We start from the raw sequence: 16157 nt of genomic DNA on the forward strand, positions 1-16157 counted from the left end.
CTCACCTCTATTTAATTATCTTCCAATTTTGTGTGGTTATATAGTTATTTCTAAGGGTGCTGATTACTTTATTATCAGATTTAATATCAGATCTTATCTCCACCATTTGATAATCGCTGGGTGCTGGTTTTTTAAATAGCCCTTCAAACTTATTTAAATTTAATGCTATAAGCTTTTTTAGATATTCAGCATCATAATTAAGTTCTTTCTTACCAACGCCTGTAACTATAAGGTTACCTTCTGTAATAATGGTTCCTGAAAAGTTTATAGGACCATCTAAATAAACATCCCCTTTAGTTATAATTATACCTTTTCCTTTACCATCTTTTAAATAAACCTTCTCTCCACTAGCAGAATTGTAGCCTTCTTTTGTAAGCACTATAGCTTTGTTATCATTTTTTACATAAATAACTTCCGTTTCATCCTTTGAGCTTGTAATGACCTCTATAGGTTGATTTATTTTATTAAAATCTATCTCTTGAGTTATAGCATCAACTTCCCCCACGGCTTGTGAGTAATTATCCTTCTTAGCCTTGATATTAGAAAGTTCATCATTAGTGTAGTTTTCCCCTAGCACCACAGCTTTCCCCTTAGAATCAGTGCTTATTATGCTTCCACTTCTAATAGTTTTATCAGGAAGGGAAATTCCGTTAATCTTTAGCTTATTCTTTTCTGTTTTAGAGTATAATTCAAAATATTTACTTTTATCTTTAAAATTCAATTCAGTATTATCTTTAAACTTTGTTACTAATTGCAAGGGACTTCTATATTCTAGTACTACATTATCTTCATTTAGATTTTTATCAGGGTCAGATTGCAATGGCGCGGAGTATGCCCTATAGTTACCCTTTATGGCTACAGACTCCCCTGTTTGGTAGTTAGGGTCGGTTTTTATATAAGCTGTTCCCATAAGCATGGCCTCTCCGCCTATGGTTATGCTAGAGCCATTGCCTATGTCCCTAGCATTTACTAATATGGAGCTGGAGTTTTTCTCCTTGTTGTCGACTTCTTTTAATCCACTGACATCGTTAAATCCATAAAAACCCTTTTCTATGGTAATATTAGACTGCACGCCATTAAGAACCAAGTCATTATTAGCATACACCCTGCCTTTTATATTAATTTTAGAATCTGAAGCGGATTTTTGTATGGATAAACTTCCTGTATAGAGATTTCCGTTTATATTATTCATATTGAAAGTGTTTGATGGTGAGGATAATAAAGTATCTTTTAAAGTTACTGCATTACCACTTATATTTATAGAATTATTTCCCCCGGAAATAATAATACCTTCATCTCCACCGCTATTGGTGTTACCTCTTACAAAGATATCCCCATTCACAGTTAAGTCACCATTAGCGTTTAAATTTTTCTCCACTACTAAGGCTTTGCTCCATATACTTCTCATGGGTACAGATATCTTTTCAGTTTCCACAGCATACGGATTATTATAGTCAGGAGTTTCTATATTATAAGTGGCTTTAATTATCCTTTGCTGCTTTTTACCCTCAGGAGACTCCGTGGTAAAGCTAGACTGTAACACTAAGGTCAAAATTCCTTTATCATTAAATTTTATATCTTCTTTTAAGGTAATTATCTTAACCTCAGGAGAATTCTCATTATGATTTAAAATAATTCCTGAGTCTTCTTCCATAATCTTATCTATATTGGATTTCACGTTTTCTCTATAAGAAGGTTTAAATACAGAATTTTGTACCTTTACTATGTTGTCTTCTTTTAATACTTCATTAAGGTTAACCATATATTCGTCCACTTTTTTATTGCCTTCATCAACAGCTTCATCTACAATACTTCCTAAAACTCCATAAGCTTCTTCTAATCCTGACTCTGATTCATAAAGGTTTTTTACCCTTTTACTTTCCAAGATCCTAGATTTATAATCAGACACAGATAGGGACATAACAGCAGTTCCCACTGTTATTAATATCCCTAAAGTAACCAGCACAGATACCAAAGAAGAACCTTTTTTAACCTTGTTAATCATAGTATCCCCCCCTACTGCTGCACTGATTTATAATTTGAAACCTCATAGGCTTCTCCTTTTTTGTCAGTGGCTTTAATTAGAATTCTATAAATTCTGCTGGTATTTGTATATGAATTATTGGAGGTGTATAAGTTTTTATATGCCTTTAATATCCCTCCATTATTTTCTACATTTATATTTGCATTACTATTAACATCCTTATAACAAAATATACTTAACTCTTTTTCTAATTGATTTTTTCCCTTCACAGTAAAATCGCTTTTAGTGTTTTTATCCAAGGATATTTTTATCATATTATTAAAGTCATTTGCCTTACTAAAACTTCTTCCGTTTATTACTATTTCATTTTTATTATTTACTATATCAATAGTCTTTGTAGTTATACTTTCAATAAAGTAATTGTCTTTATACTTAACCTTAATATCATGGGATCCTTGTCTACCTACAATATCTATTTCCACATCAAATTTTATGGGTTCCTGTGGATTTTTTGCATCATTAAATAAGTATTCTTCCACAGGGGTTACTTGTCCTTCTATTAAATAACCATCTTTCTTTCCGCTAATACTAAAGCTGTCTTTCTTCCCTTCATCTTTAACTATGTTTAAATCAAGCTTTGAAGCATAGGTAACTAAATTGATAATCTCTTCTTCTGGCACAGCTTTAACCCCTTCCATAACCTTTTGAGCTGCTATCATAGCCTTCTGCTTATTTTCCGCAGCTTGGTTTATGGTAACAGTTTTTATTACCATGGTAGCTATAGGGGTAGCCACTATGGCAAAAATGGCAAGGCTAATGAGGACTTCCAAAAGTGTTATCCCTTTTTTTACTTTATACTTTTTGTTCATCCTCACACCTCCTTTAATTTCTCTTAACATCCACATTACCCGCATCACCAGTGATGGATATCCTAGGTTTATCTTTGTCATCACCTTCAATAAATACAGTGATATTCTTATCTGTTTTATTTATGATTTTAATATTTGCGGAAGCCTTGTCTTCTCCATTGTTTCTTTTAGATGAAAAAGCCTTTATTATGATTTCTGAAGTTAAAGGGGTAAAGCTTGCTCCTTCTCCTTCATAATTTAAAGGATAGCTTCCTTTGCTGGTTTTGTATTTATAGTAATAATTATTATCTTTCTTAGTAAAGACTATCTCTACCTCTTCGGTGTTAGCATTATCCCCATATACATAGGTCTTTTTCCCCTCATCCTTAGCTTTCCCCAGCATGAAGGTAGGAAGATCAGAGTTTATTCCTCTGGCAGAAAGGGCAAAGTCGAAGCTTTCAGCCTTTGGTTTTGATGCTTCTTCTATAGTGTTATTAAAAACTCCAGTGGAACCTCCTGCAAAAGGATTTACTTTCCCATAGGAGTTTTCATATCCCCATTTCATGTACTCTGCATCTTCATCGGTGATTTTTGGCACTGCAAAGACTTCTAGAGCAGCTGTACCAGATATCTCATTTACAGTGTTTTGAGATATAGAAAGGTTTGTTACTGCTATCTTTCTATTATAATTTTCAAAGCTTTCTAAAAGCTTATTAAAGTTTTCATAGGTACCTTTGAAGCTTAAGTTTATCTTTATTTGCTCCGCATTGGCAGCTGTTGTTTCCTTAGCTTTGCTTGGTGCTCCATTAGCAGCTTGTGTTTTTCCCTTAGAAGTTAAGTTATTATATTCATTAACTATAGCTGTTAAGGGGCTAGTTACAGCTTTCTTAACTTCTTCCTTTGGTTTTACTTCCACAGCTTCTAAATTTATTTCTGAGAAGCTTAAGTTTCCATCTATCTTGTTGTCATTTAGTAGCTTGTCTATTTCTATGATTATCTTTTCCTGCTCTATGGAAGGGTATAATAGCATGGTTTTGTTTTCTATCTTGGAGTTTAAAATCTTAATATCGCTTTGCTTTTTATCAATGGAAGCAATTTGAAGCTTCATATTATCTAGTTTAGATTTCATCTGAGTTTTTTCAGCACTTAATTTACTTATCTTATTTCTTTGAGGTGTAGATACAAACTTATAATAGCCCACAAATATAATTAAAGCCCCTAAGAATATTAACATTGCTTTTTCTCTCTTACTTAGATTCATTTACATCAACATCCTTTAATGTACATTTTATACTGAAGCTGTATTCCCCTTGGGCATTTCCTTCAGAGCTAGAGTTTATATTGCTTACATGGGCTTCTTTAATAAAATTTAAATTCTTTACGTTGTGCTGAAACTCTCCTATGTTTATCCTACTTTTAGAAACAGCATTTATGCTTATAGCTTGTCCATCAACCACTAAGTTCTTAAAGTATACATCTTTAGGAAGTGAATCACTTAAGCTTTTAATCATGTTGCTGTTTACTATTTCTCTTCCCTTTATGGCGGTGTATATCACATCAATTTCATTGTTGTATTTAGTTAATAGTTCATGTCTTTTAAAAAGTACTGTGGTTTTATTATAGTTTTCCTGTATTTCTGGGGTTTTAAGTTCAGAGCCTAGTTTAGCTATATCTCCTTTTAGCATGAATATGCTTATACTATTCCAAATAAGGCTTATTAAAATAAAAGAAGACATAAGTATTGCTAGTCCCCAAACATAGTGCTTTTTATTTTTAGATTCTTTTTCAATACCTAAATAAGGCTGAAAAAAGTTAAAATCTCTCATTTTCTCACCTTCCTAAAGCCTTATAATAGTTCCTAAAGTATTTAAATATAAATCTATTTCTTCGGTGTTGCAGGTTTTTGAGTAGGTTATATTTTCTAGGTAGCTTATTTTTTTAATGGGGACGGTTAATGCATTCTCCATATATTTAGCTAGTCCACTTATTCTAGAGGTACCTCCATAAATATATACCTTATTGATATTATTCCCCACATTCTTGTTTCTGTAGAATTGAAATATCCTTTGGAGTTCTTCTAATAAGTCTTGAGAAAATTGTTTTACCAAATCATTTAGTAATATATCCTCTTCCATAGGATATATATTTTCAAGGTTGGCTTTAGTTATTTTTCTTTGTTCCGCTTCTTTTAGGTCTATGTTATAAGATTTGGATATCTCTTGGTCTAAAGCATTTCCACCAAATTTAACTATTCTAGTAAAATCCGGAACATTATTTTTGTATATAGTAACATCTGTAGTATCTGCTCCCATGTCTACTACAGCTATGGTATCTTCTTTTTTATTTTTTTCTCCATTAAATAATATGTTTTTATTCATTAACTTTTTTATAGCATTGTAATTTACATCTAGGGCATTAGGTTTAAGCTTACTATTTAAAGCTAAATCATAATACTGCTTGGCCATCCTTTTGGGATAGGTAACCACCAAAACCTTAAGCTTGTCCACATTTTCACTTTGTAACTCTTCCAGCACATCATACTGAACTATGTAATCATTCATATTTATAGGTAAGTATTGCTGTATTTCATATTGGATTAAAGTACCTAATTCACTTTCCTCTGCCTTAGGAACTACTATTTCTCTGTTTATAATAAGAGTACTATTACCTGTTATGTTCACATCTTTAGCTTTAATACCTGCATTTAATAATGCATTTTGAATCATAGTAGTAAGTCTTATCTTATCAGAAATCTCTCCATCACTAACAGTGTTCCTAGGAGCCTCCAACTTAAAAAGCTTGTCCACCACTAGCCTCTCCCCATTTTCCTTACCCACAGCAAACTTAATATACCTGCTACCCAAATCCATAGCAATAAAAGTCTTAGGAAACAAGGATTTTTTCTTTGAGGTCTTTGTCTTATATGTAGTCTTCTTTCCACCTAATGTGGATAAGTTCGAAGTCAAAATCTTCTTAACCCTAGCAAGCCTTGAAGCCTGAGTCATGGAATCACCCCTTTTGAGAGAATAAATAATAGAAATATTTTTATATTAGATAATTCTCCACCCTAGAAAGATGGAGAATTTAATCAAGTTATTTTGACTTTACGTCTGGATCTGCAGATGTTACATTTACATTTCCTGAACCATCAATTGATACAATATAATTTGTAGTGGTACCTAACTGAGGTTCCTTAACATCCTTTAACGCCTTTGCAACTGCAGTTTGTTCTTTAACATCAGCCCACTCATCAGAAAAAGTTACCCCTGTAACCTTATCTGCTTCAATTACGAATTTATCCCCTGAAACAAATGTTAATTTTTTGCCATTTAATGGTTTAATTGTATCATCAGCTACTAAAGTTAAAACTGTTCTTTTAATAGTTTCACAACTTTGAATATCAGCCTTTTTCTTTGAACTATCTCTTACAGCAGCAAAGTTTGGTATAGCAATAGCAGCTATAATTGCCATTACAGCTAGAACTATGATTAGTTCGATGAGGGTAAATCCTTTCCTCTTTTTCTTTTGATTTTGTTTTTGAATGTTATTCATTTATATGGCCTCCTTCAGGCTAAGAATTTAATAATTTATTGTTAATGTACTTTACATGGTATTGTACATTCCAAACATTGGTTGGATTATGGATATTATCATGATTCCTATGATTATTCCCACTACTGCTATCATTATGGGTTCTAGGAGGGAGGTGAAGGTTTGAATTTCTGCCTCTAGCTCTTCGTCGTAGAAGTCGGCGGTTTTGTTTAGGATTTCGTCTAGGGCGCCGGATTCTTCTCCTATCTTTACCATGGAGGATAGCATGGGTGGAAATATCTTGGTTTCTTTTAGGGGTTCTGACAGGCCTTCTCCTTTTATGAGTTTGTCTTTTACATTGAGAAGACTTTCTTCTGCTACTTTGTTGCCCACTACCCCGGATACTATTTGAAGCCCCTGAACTACGGAAATACCGCTGGTGATTACTGTAGCCAGGGTTCTGGTAAATCTGGATACTATTATTTTTTCATTAAGCTTTTTAATTATGGGGAAGGATAATTTCATTTTATCTTTGGTTAGTTGTCCTTCCTCAGTTTTAAAATAGTATCTTAATCCCATAACCATTAAAATAACTATGAGTAATATAAGTAGCCAATAATTTTTAATGCCCTTGCTTAAGCCTAACATTATCCTGGTGGAAGCAGGGAGATCGACACCGCTGCTTTCAAACATGGAAACGAAGATGGGCATTACGAAAGATAGTATGAAAATTATTACAGATAAAGCCACCACGGACAGCACCGCTGGGTATATCATGGCATTTTTTATTTTGTTGTTTATCTTGCTTTCTTTTTCATAATGAATGGCCATACGGCTCATAATTATATCTAAGGTACCGCTGACTTCTCCTGTTTCTACCAGACTTATTAAAAGATCAGGAAATATCCCTTGTTGATTTCTCATAGCCTGTGACAAGGTTTCCCCTTTTCTAAGTTCTTCTTCAATGTTATTTAAAGCATCTCTCAGCTTTTTATTGGTGTGCTGCTCCGCTAATATATGTATGGAATTATTTATAGTGGATCCGGCATCTAGCATAGTATAAAACTGTCTGCAAAACACCGCTATATCTTTAGTGGTTACCTTTTTAAAACTCTTAAAGTCAAACTTTATCCCTTGCTTTACTTCCTCCACCATAAGAGGGTAGAAATTGTTGCTGCTTATCATTTCTATAACTTCATCTTTTGAATTTGCTATGTAAGTGCTTTCTAAGCGCTCACCTTTGCTGTTCATAGCCTTATATTTATAGTTAGGCATTTATACACCCCATTTCCCACCTAGTCTAGTGAAAATGCTATATTAATTAATTCATCTATAGTAGTAACTCCACTTAAAACCAGTTCTTTACAAGACGTTTCTATGGTTTTCATACCATGGTTTATGGACAAGTCTTTTAAAGCTCCACTGCTATTGCTGCTTAATATAAGCTCCTTATGTTCCCTTGTTACTTCCATTATTTCATATATGCCTGTTCTACCATAATAACCTGTATTATTACAATAAGCGCAACCCTTACCTTTATGCAGAGTTAAAGGCTTATCTTTATCCACGCCCATTATCTTTTTTTCATAACTTATTGCCTCATAAGCTTCACTGCATTTAGGGCATATCTTTTTAACTAATCTTTGTGCGATTACACCACTTATTGCTGTGGACACTAAATATGGTTCTAATCCCATATCCACCAGCCTTAAAATAGAAGAAGGGGCATCGTTGGTATGAAGAGTACTGAACACTAAGTGTCCAGTGATAGCTGCCCTAACAGCTATTTGAGCAGTTTCTCCATCTCTAATTTCTCCAATCATCACCACATCAGGATCTTGTCTTAAAATAGAACGAAGTCCAGTAGCAAAGGTTAATCCTGATTTAGTATTTACATTAACTTGATTTATTCCTTCAATCATATATTCTACAGGGTCTTCAATGGTAACTATGTTTTTGCAGCCCTTATTTATTTCATTTAATATTGTATATAGTGTAGTAGACTTTCCACTACCCGTTGGTCCAGTAATAAGTACAATGCCATGAGGACTATTAATTATCCTATCTAGCTTATTAAGCTCTATTTCGCTCATTCCTAGCTGTTTTTTGTTTATATTGTAGCTATCTCGGCTTAGGACCCTTATAACTACCTTTTCTCCAGTTACTATGGGAAGTATAGAAACCCTTAGGTCTAACTCTTTATTACCTATCTTAGTAATAATTCTTCCATCTTGGGGTAATCTTTTTTCTGCTATATTAAGATTGGCTAATATCTTTATCCTGGTTATTAAAGCTGGTAGAGTATCTATGGTTAATGTAGATACCTCTTGTAGCTGTCCATCTATTCTATACCTTATTCTTATTATTTTTTCATAAGGCTCTATATGTATATCACTGGCCCTAGATTCCACAGCATCTTTAATAAGGTAATCTACCATCTTTACCACAGGAGCATTTTTTATATCATCAAACTCACTTACTTCAATTTCTTTTACTTCCATGAGTTTTTCCTTAGAAAGCTCTTCAGCAGCTTTTAAAACCTGCTCTCCAGAATAATACCTTTCTATGAAGGTTTTAATTTCTTGTCTAATACCAATATAGGACTCCACTTCAAAGCCAGAAGCTATAGAAACATCATCGATAGCAAATATATTTAAAGGATCCCACATGGCCACCATTATTTTGTTGCCATTAAAACCGAAAGGAAAAAGTTCGTGCTTTGAACATATGCTTTCTGGTACTACCTTAAATACTTTTCTATCCACTTCTATATCATTTAAATTTATTCTTTTTATCCCTGTCTGCTTTTCTAGTACTTCTATAATATCTTCTTGACTTACAAGTCCTTCATCTATAAGTACCTCTCCTAGCTTCTTACCTAATACCTTTTGCCGTCTTAAAGCTTCTTGAAGCTGCATCATGGAGATTTTTCCTGACTCTACTAGCATATCTCCTAATCTTTTCTTAGTTATTCCTATCATGCTTATCTCCTTTAAACATTGAAAATTTGCATAATATTAGATAATAGTCTGTAAATTCCAATATGTTAACAAATAATTCAAATTTCTCCTAATATCATTATATAAATAAAGTTTTAATTTTACAATTAGAAATTCTTAAGAGAACACGCAATTTTTCGACATATTACGCATATTATTTTATAATATTTAAAATAATAAAAAATACCATAATATAATATCGTTTCCCCACATTATTGATAGAAAAGTGCCTATAGCTATATAAGGTCCGAAAGCCATATAATCTTTTTTATCTTTTATTTTAAAAACTATAAGCAAACCTCCCACTAATCCCCCTAACACAAAGCTTAAAAGTATCATAAGAATAGATAGTCTAAATCCCAAAAACAAACCACAAAGTGCAGCGATTTCAATATCCCCTTCTCCCATACCTTTAGTGGTAAACACTATTAAGGAAATAACTGCTGCAGGTATTAAGGCTCCTAACAAATTATCCATAATACTATGATTGTATAGAAGTTTTTCTATTAAGATAATTATTACACCAAATATTCCTCCTGTTACAGTAGTAGATAAATATACATCTTGAGTTTTAAAATCTATAATTCCAATAACTATAGCTAAAGATGTGAATATAAGATATTTTATAAGATTAAAACTTAATCCAAATTTTAAATACAGTAAAGCAAATAGAAACCCAGTAATAAGTTCCACAATGGGATATTCTAAAGAAATTTTATTTTTACAATATCTACATCGTCCTTTTAAAAATCCATAGCTAAAAATCGGTACCAAGTCTAAAGGTTTCAATCTTACCTTACAATTAGAACAATGAGATGGAGGATATACAATAGATTCTCCCGAAGGTATTCGTGAGATGCATACATTAAGAAAACTTCCAATAAAAAGTCCAAAGAAAAAAATCATAATTACCATTAATTACTACCTCCACAATATATATTTTCCAATTTATTCAATTCTAAACATAAATTATTAATTTTTCTTGACCTTTTTATAATACTTCAGTAAAAGATATTTTTAAAGTTTATTATAAAATTTAAGCTTATTTTAAGTCTGCATAAGTCCTTTATGTGAGACAAAAAGAATAATACCTTGTAGCGCAAAAATACCTCTAGATTAATCTAGAGGTATTTAAATATTTATATTAAACTGGTAATTTAGCCAAATGACATTTGTAACTTGTCACGTGCCTAGCACATTTTTTAGTACATACCGTCCATGCCCATTCCTGGTGCTCCAGGCATTGGTGCTGGGTTCTTTTCTGGGATGTCTACTACAGCTGCTTCTGTGGTTAAGAAGGTTGCTGCAACAGAGGCTGCATTTTGTAGTGCAGATCTTGTAACCTTAGTTGGGTCTACTATACCTGCTTTTATCATGTTAACATACTCATCACGTAAAGCATCGTATCCCATACCATTTTCGCTGTTTTTAATTTTTTCTATAACTACTGAACCTTCTACCCCAGCATTTATAGCTATTTGTCTCATTGGTTCTTCTAAAGCTTTAACTATGATGTTTATGCCCACTTGAGTATCAGAATCTTGTGATGTTAATGAAGCAACACCTTTAATAACATTTACGTAAGCTACTCCACCACCAGGTACGATTCCTTCTTCTACAGCAGCTTTTGTTGCTGCAAGAGCATCTTCTATTCTTAGCTTTCTTTCTTTAAGTTCTGTTTCAGTAGCAGCTCCAACTTTAATCACTGCAACTCCACCTGCTAGTTTTGCAAGTCTTTCTTGAAGTTTTTCTCTATCAAACTCAGAAGTTGTTTCTTCTATTTGAGATTTTATCATAGATACTCTGTTATGGATTTCGCTCTTATCACCTTTTCCATTAACAACAGTGGTATTTTCTTTGGAAACTTTAATGCTTTCAGCTTGACCTAGCATTTCTAATGTAGTTTCTTTTAAATCATGTCCAAGCTCTTCGGAGATAACTTCTCCACCTGTTAATATTGCGATATCTTGAAGCATTTCTTTTCTTCTGTCACCAAATCCTGGTGCTTTAACTGCTACGCAAGTAAAGGTTCCTCTTAACTTGTTAACAACTAATGTAGCTAATGCTTCTCCTTCAATATCTTCAGCAATTAAAAGAAGCTTTCTTCCTGATTGAACTATTTGCTCTAATACTGGAAGTATTTCTTGAATGTTGGTAATTTTCTTATCAGTGATAAGTATATATGGATTATCTAGCACAGCTTCCATTTTTTCTGTATCTGTAACCATGTAAGGAGATACATATCCTCTGTCGAATTGCATTCCTTCAACAACATCTAATTCAGTACCCATAGATTTGGATTCTTCTACGGTGATTACACCCTCGTTTCCAACCTTCTCCATAGCATCTGCTATAAGCTTACCTATTTCTTCATCTGATGCAGAAATAGCAGCTACTCTTGCTATATCTTCTTTTCCTTCTACAGGTCTTGAAATACCTTTAATTCCTTCTACAGCATTATCTACAGCCATTTTAATACCATTCCTAAGCTGCATTGGATTTGCACCAGCTGTAACGTTCTTTAAGCCTTCTCTTATAATAGCTTGAGCTAATAATGTTGCTGTGGTAGTTCCATCACCTGCTACATCATTGGTTTTAGTAGCAACTTCTTTTACTAGCTGAGCTCCCATATTTTCAAATTGATCTTCTAACTCAATTTCCCTTGCTATAGAAACACCGTCGTTTGTTATTAATGGTGATCCAAATTTCTTATCAAGTACAACATTTCTTCCTTTAGGTCCAAGTGTAACTTTAACTGTATCAGCAAGTTGGTCTACACCACTTTGCATAGCTCTTCTTGCTTCTTCACTGAATTTAATCATCTTAGCCATTTTAATTCCCTCCTGTTAGTAATTTTAAACTTAATATTATTCTACTACTGCTAATATGTCTTCTTGCTTTAAGATAACAAATTCATCGTTATCAATTTTAACTTCTGTTCCAGCATATTTGGAGAATAATACTTTATCTCCAACCTTTACTTCCATTCTTATTTCCTTACCGTCTATTACTCCGCCAGGTCCTACAGCTACAACTTCTGCTTCCTGTGGTCTTTCCTTCGCGGAACCAGTAAGTACTATACCGCTTTTTGTTTTTTCTTCTGCTTCTAATCTTTTAATTACTACTCTGTCACCAAGTGGTCTAATGTTCATTTAAACCCCTCCTTAATTTATTTGAATTATTATTATAAATCACTATACCTTTCCTTGTTAGCACTCCTTAGTAATGAGTGCTAATACAATTATTATAATAATCAATGAAATATTATATTTCAAATCATACATTTTAACTAAATAAGGAATTAACTGATATTATATCTATTTATATCAATTTATTAAGAGAATACTTACTTTTTCTTCAGTTTTCAATTTATTACATATACCTCTATATATTATAGCAAAAATCTCCTATTTAATATATAATTACATTTATAATTATCTTTCAATTATACCCTGATTATGAGGTGTTTATTTATGAAAAACAAAACAATTAATGTAGTACTAGCTATTTTGCTATCCTTCTTTGCTTTGGGCTTTACCATTAAATTCACATTAAACTTTACTCCTCTTTATGCTTTTGATGTAAGCTATTTAAACTTAGATAAAGAATTAGGCATGGATAAAGTTACCTTAGTAAAAAACTATAAAGCCGTTACAGATTACATAGAAAAATCTTCTATTAAAAAACTATCTATGCCAGATTTTAAGATGTCCAAACAGGGAGAAATTCACTTTGAAGAAGTAAAAGCCATCTTCAATAAAATAGACTTTATGTTTTACTTTAGCATTATACTATTTGCCCTAATATTTATAACTTCTAAAAAGAATAAAAAAATAGATTATAAATTTCTTAATATATCCTCAATATTGATTATTATGCTGCCTGCACTACTTTTAATTCCCTTTGCAGTAGATTTTAATAAATCCTTTGTTATCTTCCACAAAATGTTCTTCAACAACGACTACTGGCTCTTCGATCCATCTACCGACCCCATAATAAACGCACTACCAGAGGCTTACTTTTTTCATTGTGCATTGTTGATATTATCTCTATTATGTTTAGAGTTTATAATATTAAGAATAATGAAAAAGGTAGCAAGGAAGCAATTTAAAATTGAGAATTGAGAATTTAAAATGAAGGAAAAAATTCCTACGGAATTTTAATGAATATAGTATTATTTATAAAACTCCTTAAAGGCGTTTTATAAATAAAAAATAAAAGCGCGAAGCTGAAGGCTTCACGCTTTTTCTTTAGCTGAATTCAAAGAAACTCCGTCAGGAGTTTCCTCCATAATTTTAAATTCTCAATTCTAAATTCTAAATTAAATTAAGTGTCCAATTTACAATATATTAATTTTCAATTTCTTCGTCCGACATGGAATGGATAATTTTCTTTCCATAAACTACTCCAATTAAGAACAAAATGCTCATAACCACAGCTATTATTATGAGGAGTGGGATATTGTCTTTGGAGAATTTTTCTCCAAAGTATACGGACACGAACAAAGCTGGGATTCTTCCTATGAGAGAGTAGATAATAAAATCCCTAAAGCTTATTTCAGAAATTCCGCATACATATCCTAGTATATCTTTTGGTACTCCTGGGATAAGGTAAAGTAAAAACACCACCGCATTAATTTTTTTCTTTTGCTTTTTACTGCTACCTAGCTTATCTAGTTTTTCCAAAATCCAAAAATTGTTGCGGGAAAGTATTTTGTGCACAAAGGGTTTGCCGAACCTATGGGCAATCCAATAGGTAATTGTGCTTCCTATGGCTGTGCCTATAAGTGATAAAACCCCTCCCCATAGGGAACCATAAATATATCCTCCTGCAATTTGAAATATTTCACCCGGGATAAAGAATACTACTATTTGAATTATTTGTAAGAGTATATATACCAAAAATCCATAGGATCCATATTGAAGTATAAAATTTCTTATTTCTGATGGGTTTTTGAATATTCCATATTTTCTATATAGATGAATATATATAAGCAAAAAAGCTACCGCACACAGTATATAAATAATCGTTTTAATTTTTTTCTTCTTTGACCACTTTTCCATAAGAAATTCCCCTATTAAATATATATTTAATAAGTATTATACCATTATACGCCAAAATAAAAACATGCAGTCCTTAACTGCATGTTAATATTACATAAAATATCCCTTAAATTTTTCTTAAATTATCTATTTAGGTTAATATTATGAAATTTTTCTATCTTTTCGTTATCTAAAACAGATTTTCTTGAAGCTTGGGCATTATATTTTGCAAATACAGCCTTGGACTTATATGCAGGTGCTATAACAGCAGCTCCATTTATGCATCCACCTTCACACATCATACCTTCAATAAAGTTGCCATCTAATCTTCCAACTTTTGCCATAGTCATAGTTTTCTTTATCTCTGCAGATCCACTTACTCTAACAGGTTTAAATTCTAAATCTAGGCCTTTTCCTTTAACGTAATCTTGAATAGCAGCTGTAAGACCGCCGCCTGCTCCAAAACCTCTTCCATATATAGAAGCATCATCCACTTCAATATCTTCACAGTTTGCAGGGTTTACATCAAAAGCATCCATTAAAGCTATTATTTCTTCAAAGGTTAAAACATAATCTACTGCATCTTTTAAATTTTCTTTTACCGCTTCATTTTTCTTTGCAGTACATGGTCCAACAAATACAACTTTTGCATCTGGATCCATAGCTTTAATATATCTTCCTGTAGCTATCATAGGAGATACTGCTCCAGAAATTCTTTCCACTTGATCAGGGAACTTCTTCTCAATATAGCTTAGGAAACCAGGACAGCAGGAGTTAGTCATATACTTATCTCCATTTTCCATTCTTTCCACAAACTCTTGTGATTCATGCTCTGTTACAGCATCAGCACCACAAGCAGCTTCTATCATATCTTCAAATCCTACCTTTAAAAATGCATCCTTTATCTGTCCATAGGTTACTTTCATTCCAAATTGACCAGCTATGGCAGGCGCTACTACAGCATACATCTTTCTATATCTTACCAAGCCTTTAGCTACTGGCACTATTAAACTCTTGTCAGATATCGCTCCAAACGGACATGCTGCCATACATGCTCCACAATTTACGCAATCTTCTTCATTAATTAATGCTCTTCTATCCTCAGCATTTACAGTTAATGCACCTGTAGGGCATGATACCTTACAAGGTCTTATAACTTCAGATATAGCATTATAAGGACAAACTTTCTTACACATACCGCACTCTTTACAAATCTCTTGATTTATATAAGCTCGTCCATTAATTCTAGTAACAGCTTTAGCAGGACAAACTTCCATACATTTATGTGCAAGGCATCCTCTGCAAGCTTCTGTTACGGTATATTTATTAATAGGGCATCTGTCACAGGCAGCTTCAATAACATATACTATCTGCTCATCAGGTCTTATGTCGATAAATTCTTCATTAATCTTATCTCCATCAGGGAAGTAACCAGCAGCAAGTTTTACTCTCTCTTGCACTATAGCTCTTTCTTTGTATACACAACATCTATATTGTGCCTTGTCTCCTTGAATTATGTCATAAGGAATCTTTTCTAATTCCTCTTTGGTAAGTCTATCTTCTTTTGCTAAAACAGCAACATGCTTTAATACTTCGTGTTTTAATTTTTTTAATTGGGTTTCAAATTGAATCATACATTAAACACTCTCCTATTTAATATAGTACACCCATAATGTTAATTACCCATTAATTATAACACATAGCGTTAATTTTCTAACAAAGTTATAATAATAAAAATTTTCTGACTATAAAC

14 protein-coding genes are annotated in these 16157 nt (G+C 32.7%); 1 reads left to right on the forward strand and 13 read right to left on the reverse strand.

Annotation, left to right across the window (positions count from 1 at the left end):
- Positions 1–7: 7 nt before the first annotated feature.
- The 11 genes from BUA82_RS10360 to groES all read right to left on the reverse strand — a co-directional run bounded on the left by BUA82_RS10360 (position 8) and on the right by groES (position 12514).
- On the reverse strand, positions 8–2005 hold the full coding sequence (locus BUA82_RS10360; RefSeq protein WP_073007483.1) for a hypothetical protein: 1998 nt from the start codon (positions 2003–2005) through the stop codon (positions 8–10).
- Positions 2006–2016: 11 nt separating this feature from the next.
- Positions 2017–2853 carry a type IV pilus modification PilV family protein gene (locus tag BUA82_RS10365; protein ID WP_178140723.1) on the reverse strand — a complete coding sequence of 279 codons (837 nt, stop codon included), beginning with the start codon at positions 2851–2853 and terminating at the stop codon, positions 2017–2019.
- A gap of 13 nt (positions 2854–2866) precedes the next feature.
- Positions 2867–4093: a GspMb/PilO family protein gene (locus BUA82_RS10370; RefSeq protein ID WP_073007489.1), complete on the reverse strand. Its 1227-nt coding sequence runs from the start codon at positions 4091–4093 to the stop codon at positions 2867–2869.
- Complete coding sequence (locus BUA82_RS10375; RefSeq protein ID WP_073007492.1) at positions 4080–4658, reverse strand: PilN domain-containing protein; 579 nt, start codon at positions 4656–4658, stop codon at positions 4080–4082. Before BUA82_RS10375 ends, BUA82_RS10370 begins: the two co-directional genes overlap by 14 nt.
- Positions 4659–4670: 12 nt before the next feature.
- On the reverse strand, positions 4671–5837 hold the full coding sequence (pilM, locus tag BUA82_RS10380) for a type IV pilus assembly protein PilM (RefSeq protein WP_073007495.1): 1167 nt from the start codon (positions 5835–5837) through the stop codon (positions 4671–4673).
- A gap of 88 nt (positions 5838–5925) precedes the next feature.
- A complete protein-coding gene (locus tag BUA82_RS10385) occupies positions 5926–6384 on the reverse strand; it encodes a type II secretion system protein (protein WP_073007498.1) in 459 nt (152 codons plus the stop codon).
- 51 nt (positions 6385–6435) lie between these two features.
- On the reverse strand, positions 6436–7638 hold the full coding sequence (locus BUA82_RS10390; protein WP_073007501.1) for a type II secretion system F family protein: 1203 nt from the start codon (positions 7636–7638) through the stop codon (positions 6436–6438).
- A 20-nt stretch (positions 7639–7658) separates the two neighbouring features.
- Positions 7659–9344, reverse strand: coding sequence for a GspE/PulE family protein (locus BUA82_RS10395; RefSeq protein WP_073007504.1), 1686 nt, complete (start codon positions 9342–9344; stop codon positions 7659–7661).
- Positions 9345–9530: 186 nt separating this feature from the next.
- Positions 9531–10277 carry a prepilin peptidase gene (locus BUA82_RS10400; RefSeq protein ID WP_073007507.1) on the reverse strand — a complete coding sequence of 249 codons (747 nt, stop codon included), beginning with the start codon at positions 10275–10277 and terminating at the stop codon, positions 9531–9533.
- A gap of 287 nt (positions 10278–10564) precedes the next feature.
- Positions 10565–12193, reverse strand: coding sequence for a chaperonin GroEL (gene groL, locus BUA82_RS10405; RefSeq protein WP_073007509.1), 1629 nt, complete (start codon positions 12191–12193; stop codon positions 10565–10567).
- A 36-nt stretch (positions 12194–12229) separates the two neighbouring features.
- A complete protein-coding gene (gene groES, locus BUA82_RS10410) occupies positions 12230–12514 on the reverse strand; it encodes a co-chaperone GroES (protein ID WP_073007512.1) in 285 nt (94 codons plus the stop codon).
- 321 nt (positions 12515–12835) lie between these two features.
- Between groES and BUA82_RS10415 the strand changes: the two genes are divergently transcribed.
- Positions 12836–13486 carry a TIGR01906 family membrane protein gene (locus BUA82_RS10415; RefSeq protein WP_073007516.1) on the forward strand — a complete coding sequence of 217 codons (651 nt, stop codon included), beginning with the start codon at positions 12836–12838 and terminating at the stop codon, positions 13484–13486.
- Positions 13487–13711: 225 nt separating this feature from the next.
- Here BUA82_RS10415 and BUA82_RS10420 read toward each other — a convergent pair whose 3' ends face one another.
- Both BUA82_RS10420 and BUA82_RS10425 read right to left on the reverse strand, forming a co-directional pair.
- Entirely contained in the window at positions 13712–14425 is a 714-nt protein-coding gene (locus tag BUA82_RS10420) for a TVP38/TMEM64 family protein (protein WP_073007519.1), read from the reverse strand.
- Between the two features lie 122 nt (positions 14426–14547).
- A complete protein-coding gene (locus BUA82_RS10425; protein WP_073007523.1) occupies positions 14548–16038 on the reverse strand; it encodes a 4Fe-4S dicluster domain-containing protein in 1491 nt (496 codons plus the stop codon).
- Between the last annotated feature and the right edge of the window lie 119 nt (positions 16039–16157).

The sequence above is a fragment of the Clostridium amylolyticum genome (assembly GCF_900142075.1).
GTDB classification, from domain to species: domain Bacteria; phylum Bacillota; class Clostridia; order Clostridiales; family Clostridiaceae; genus Clostridium_AA; species Clostridium_AA amylolyticum.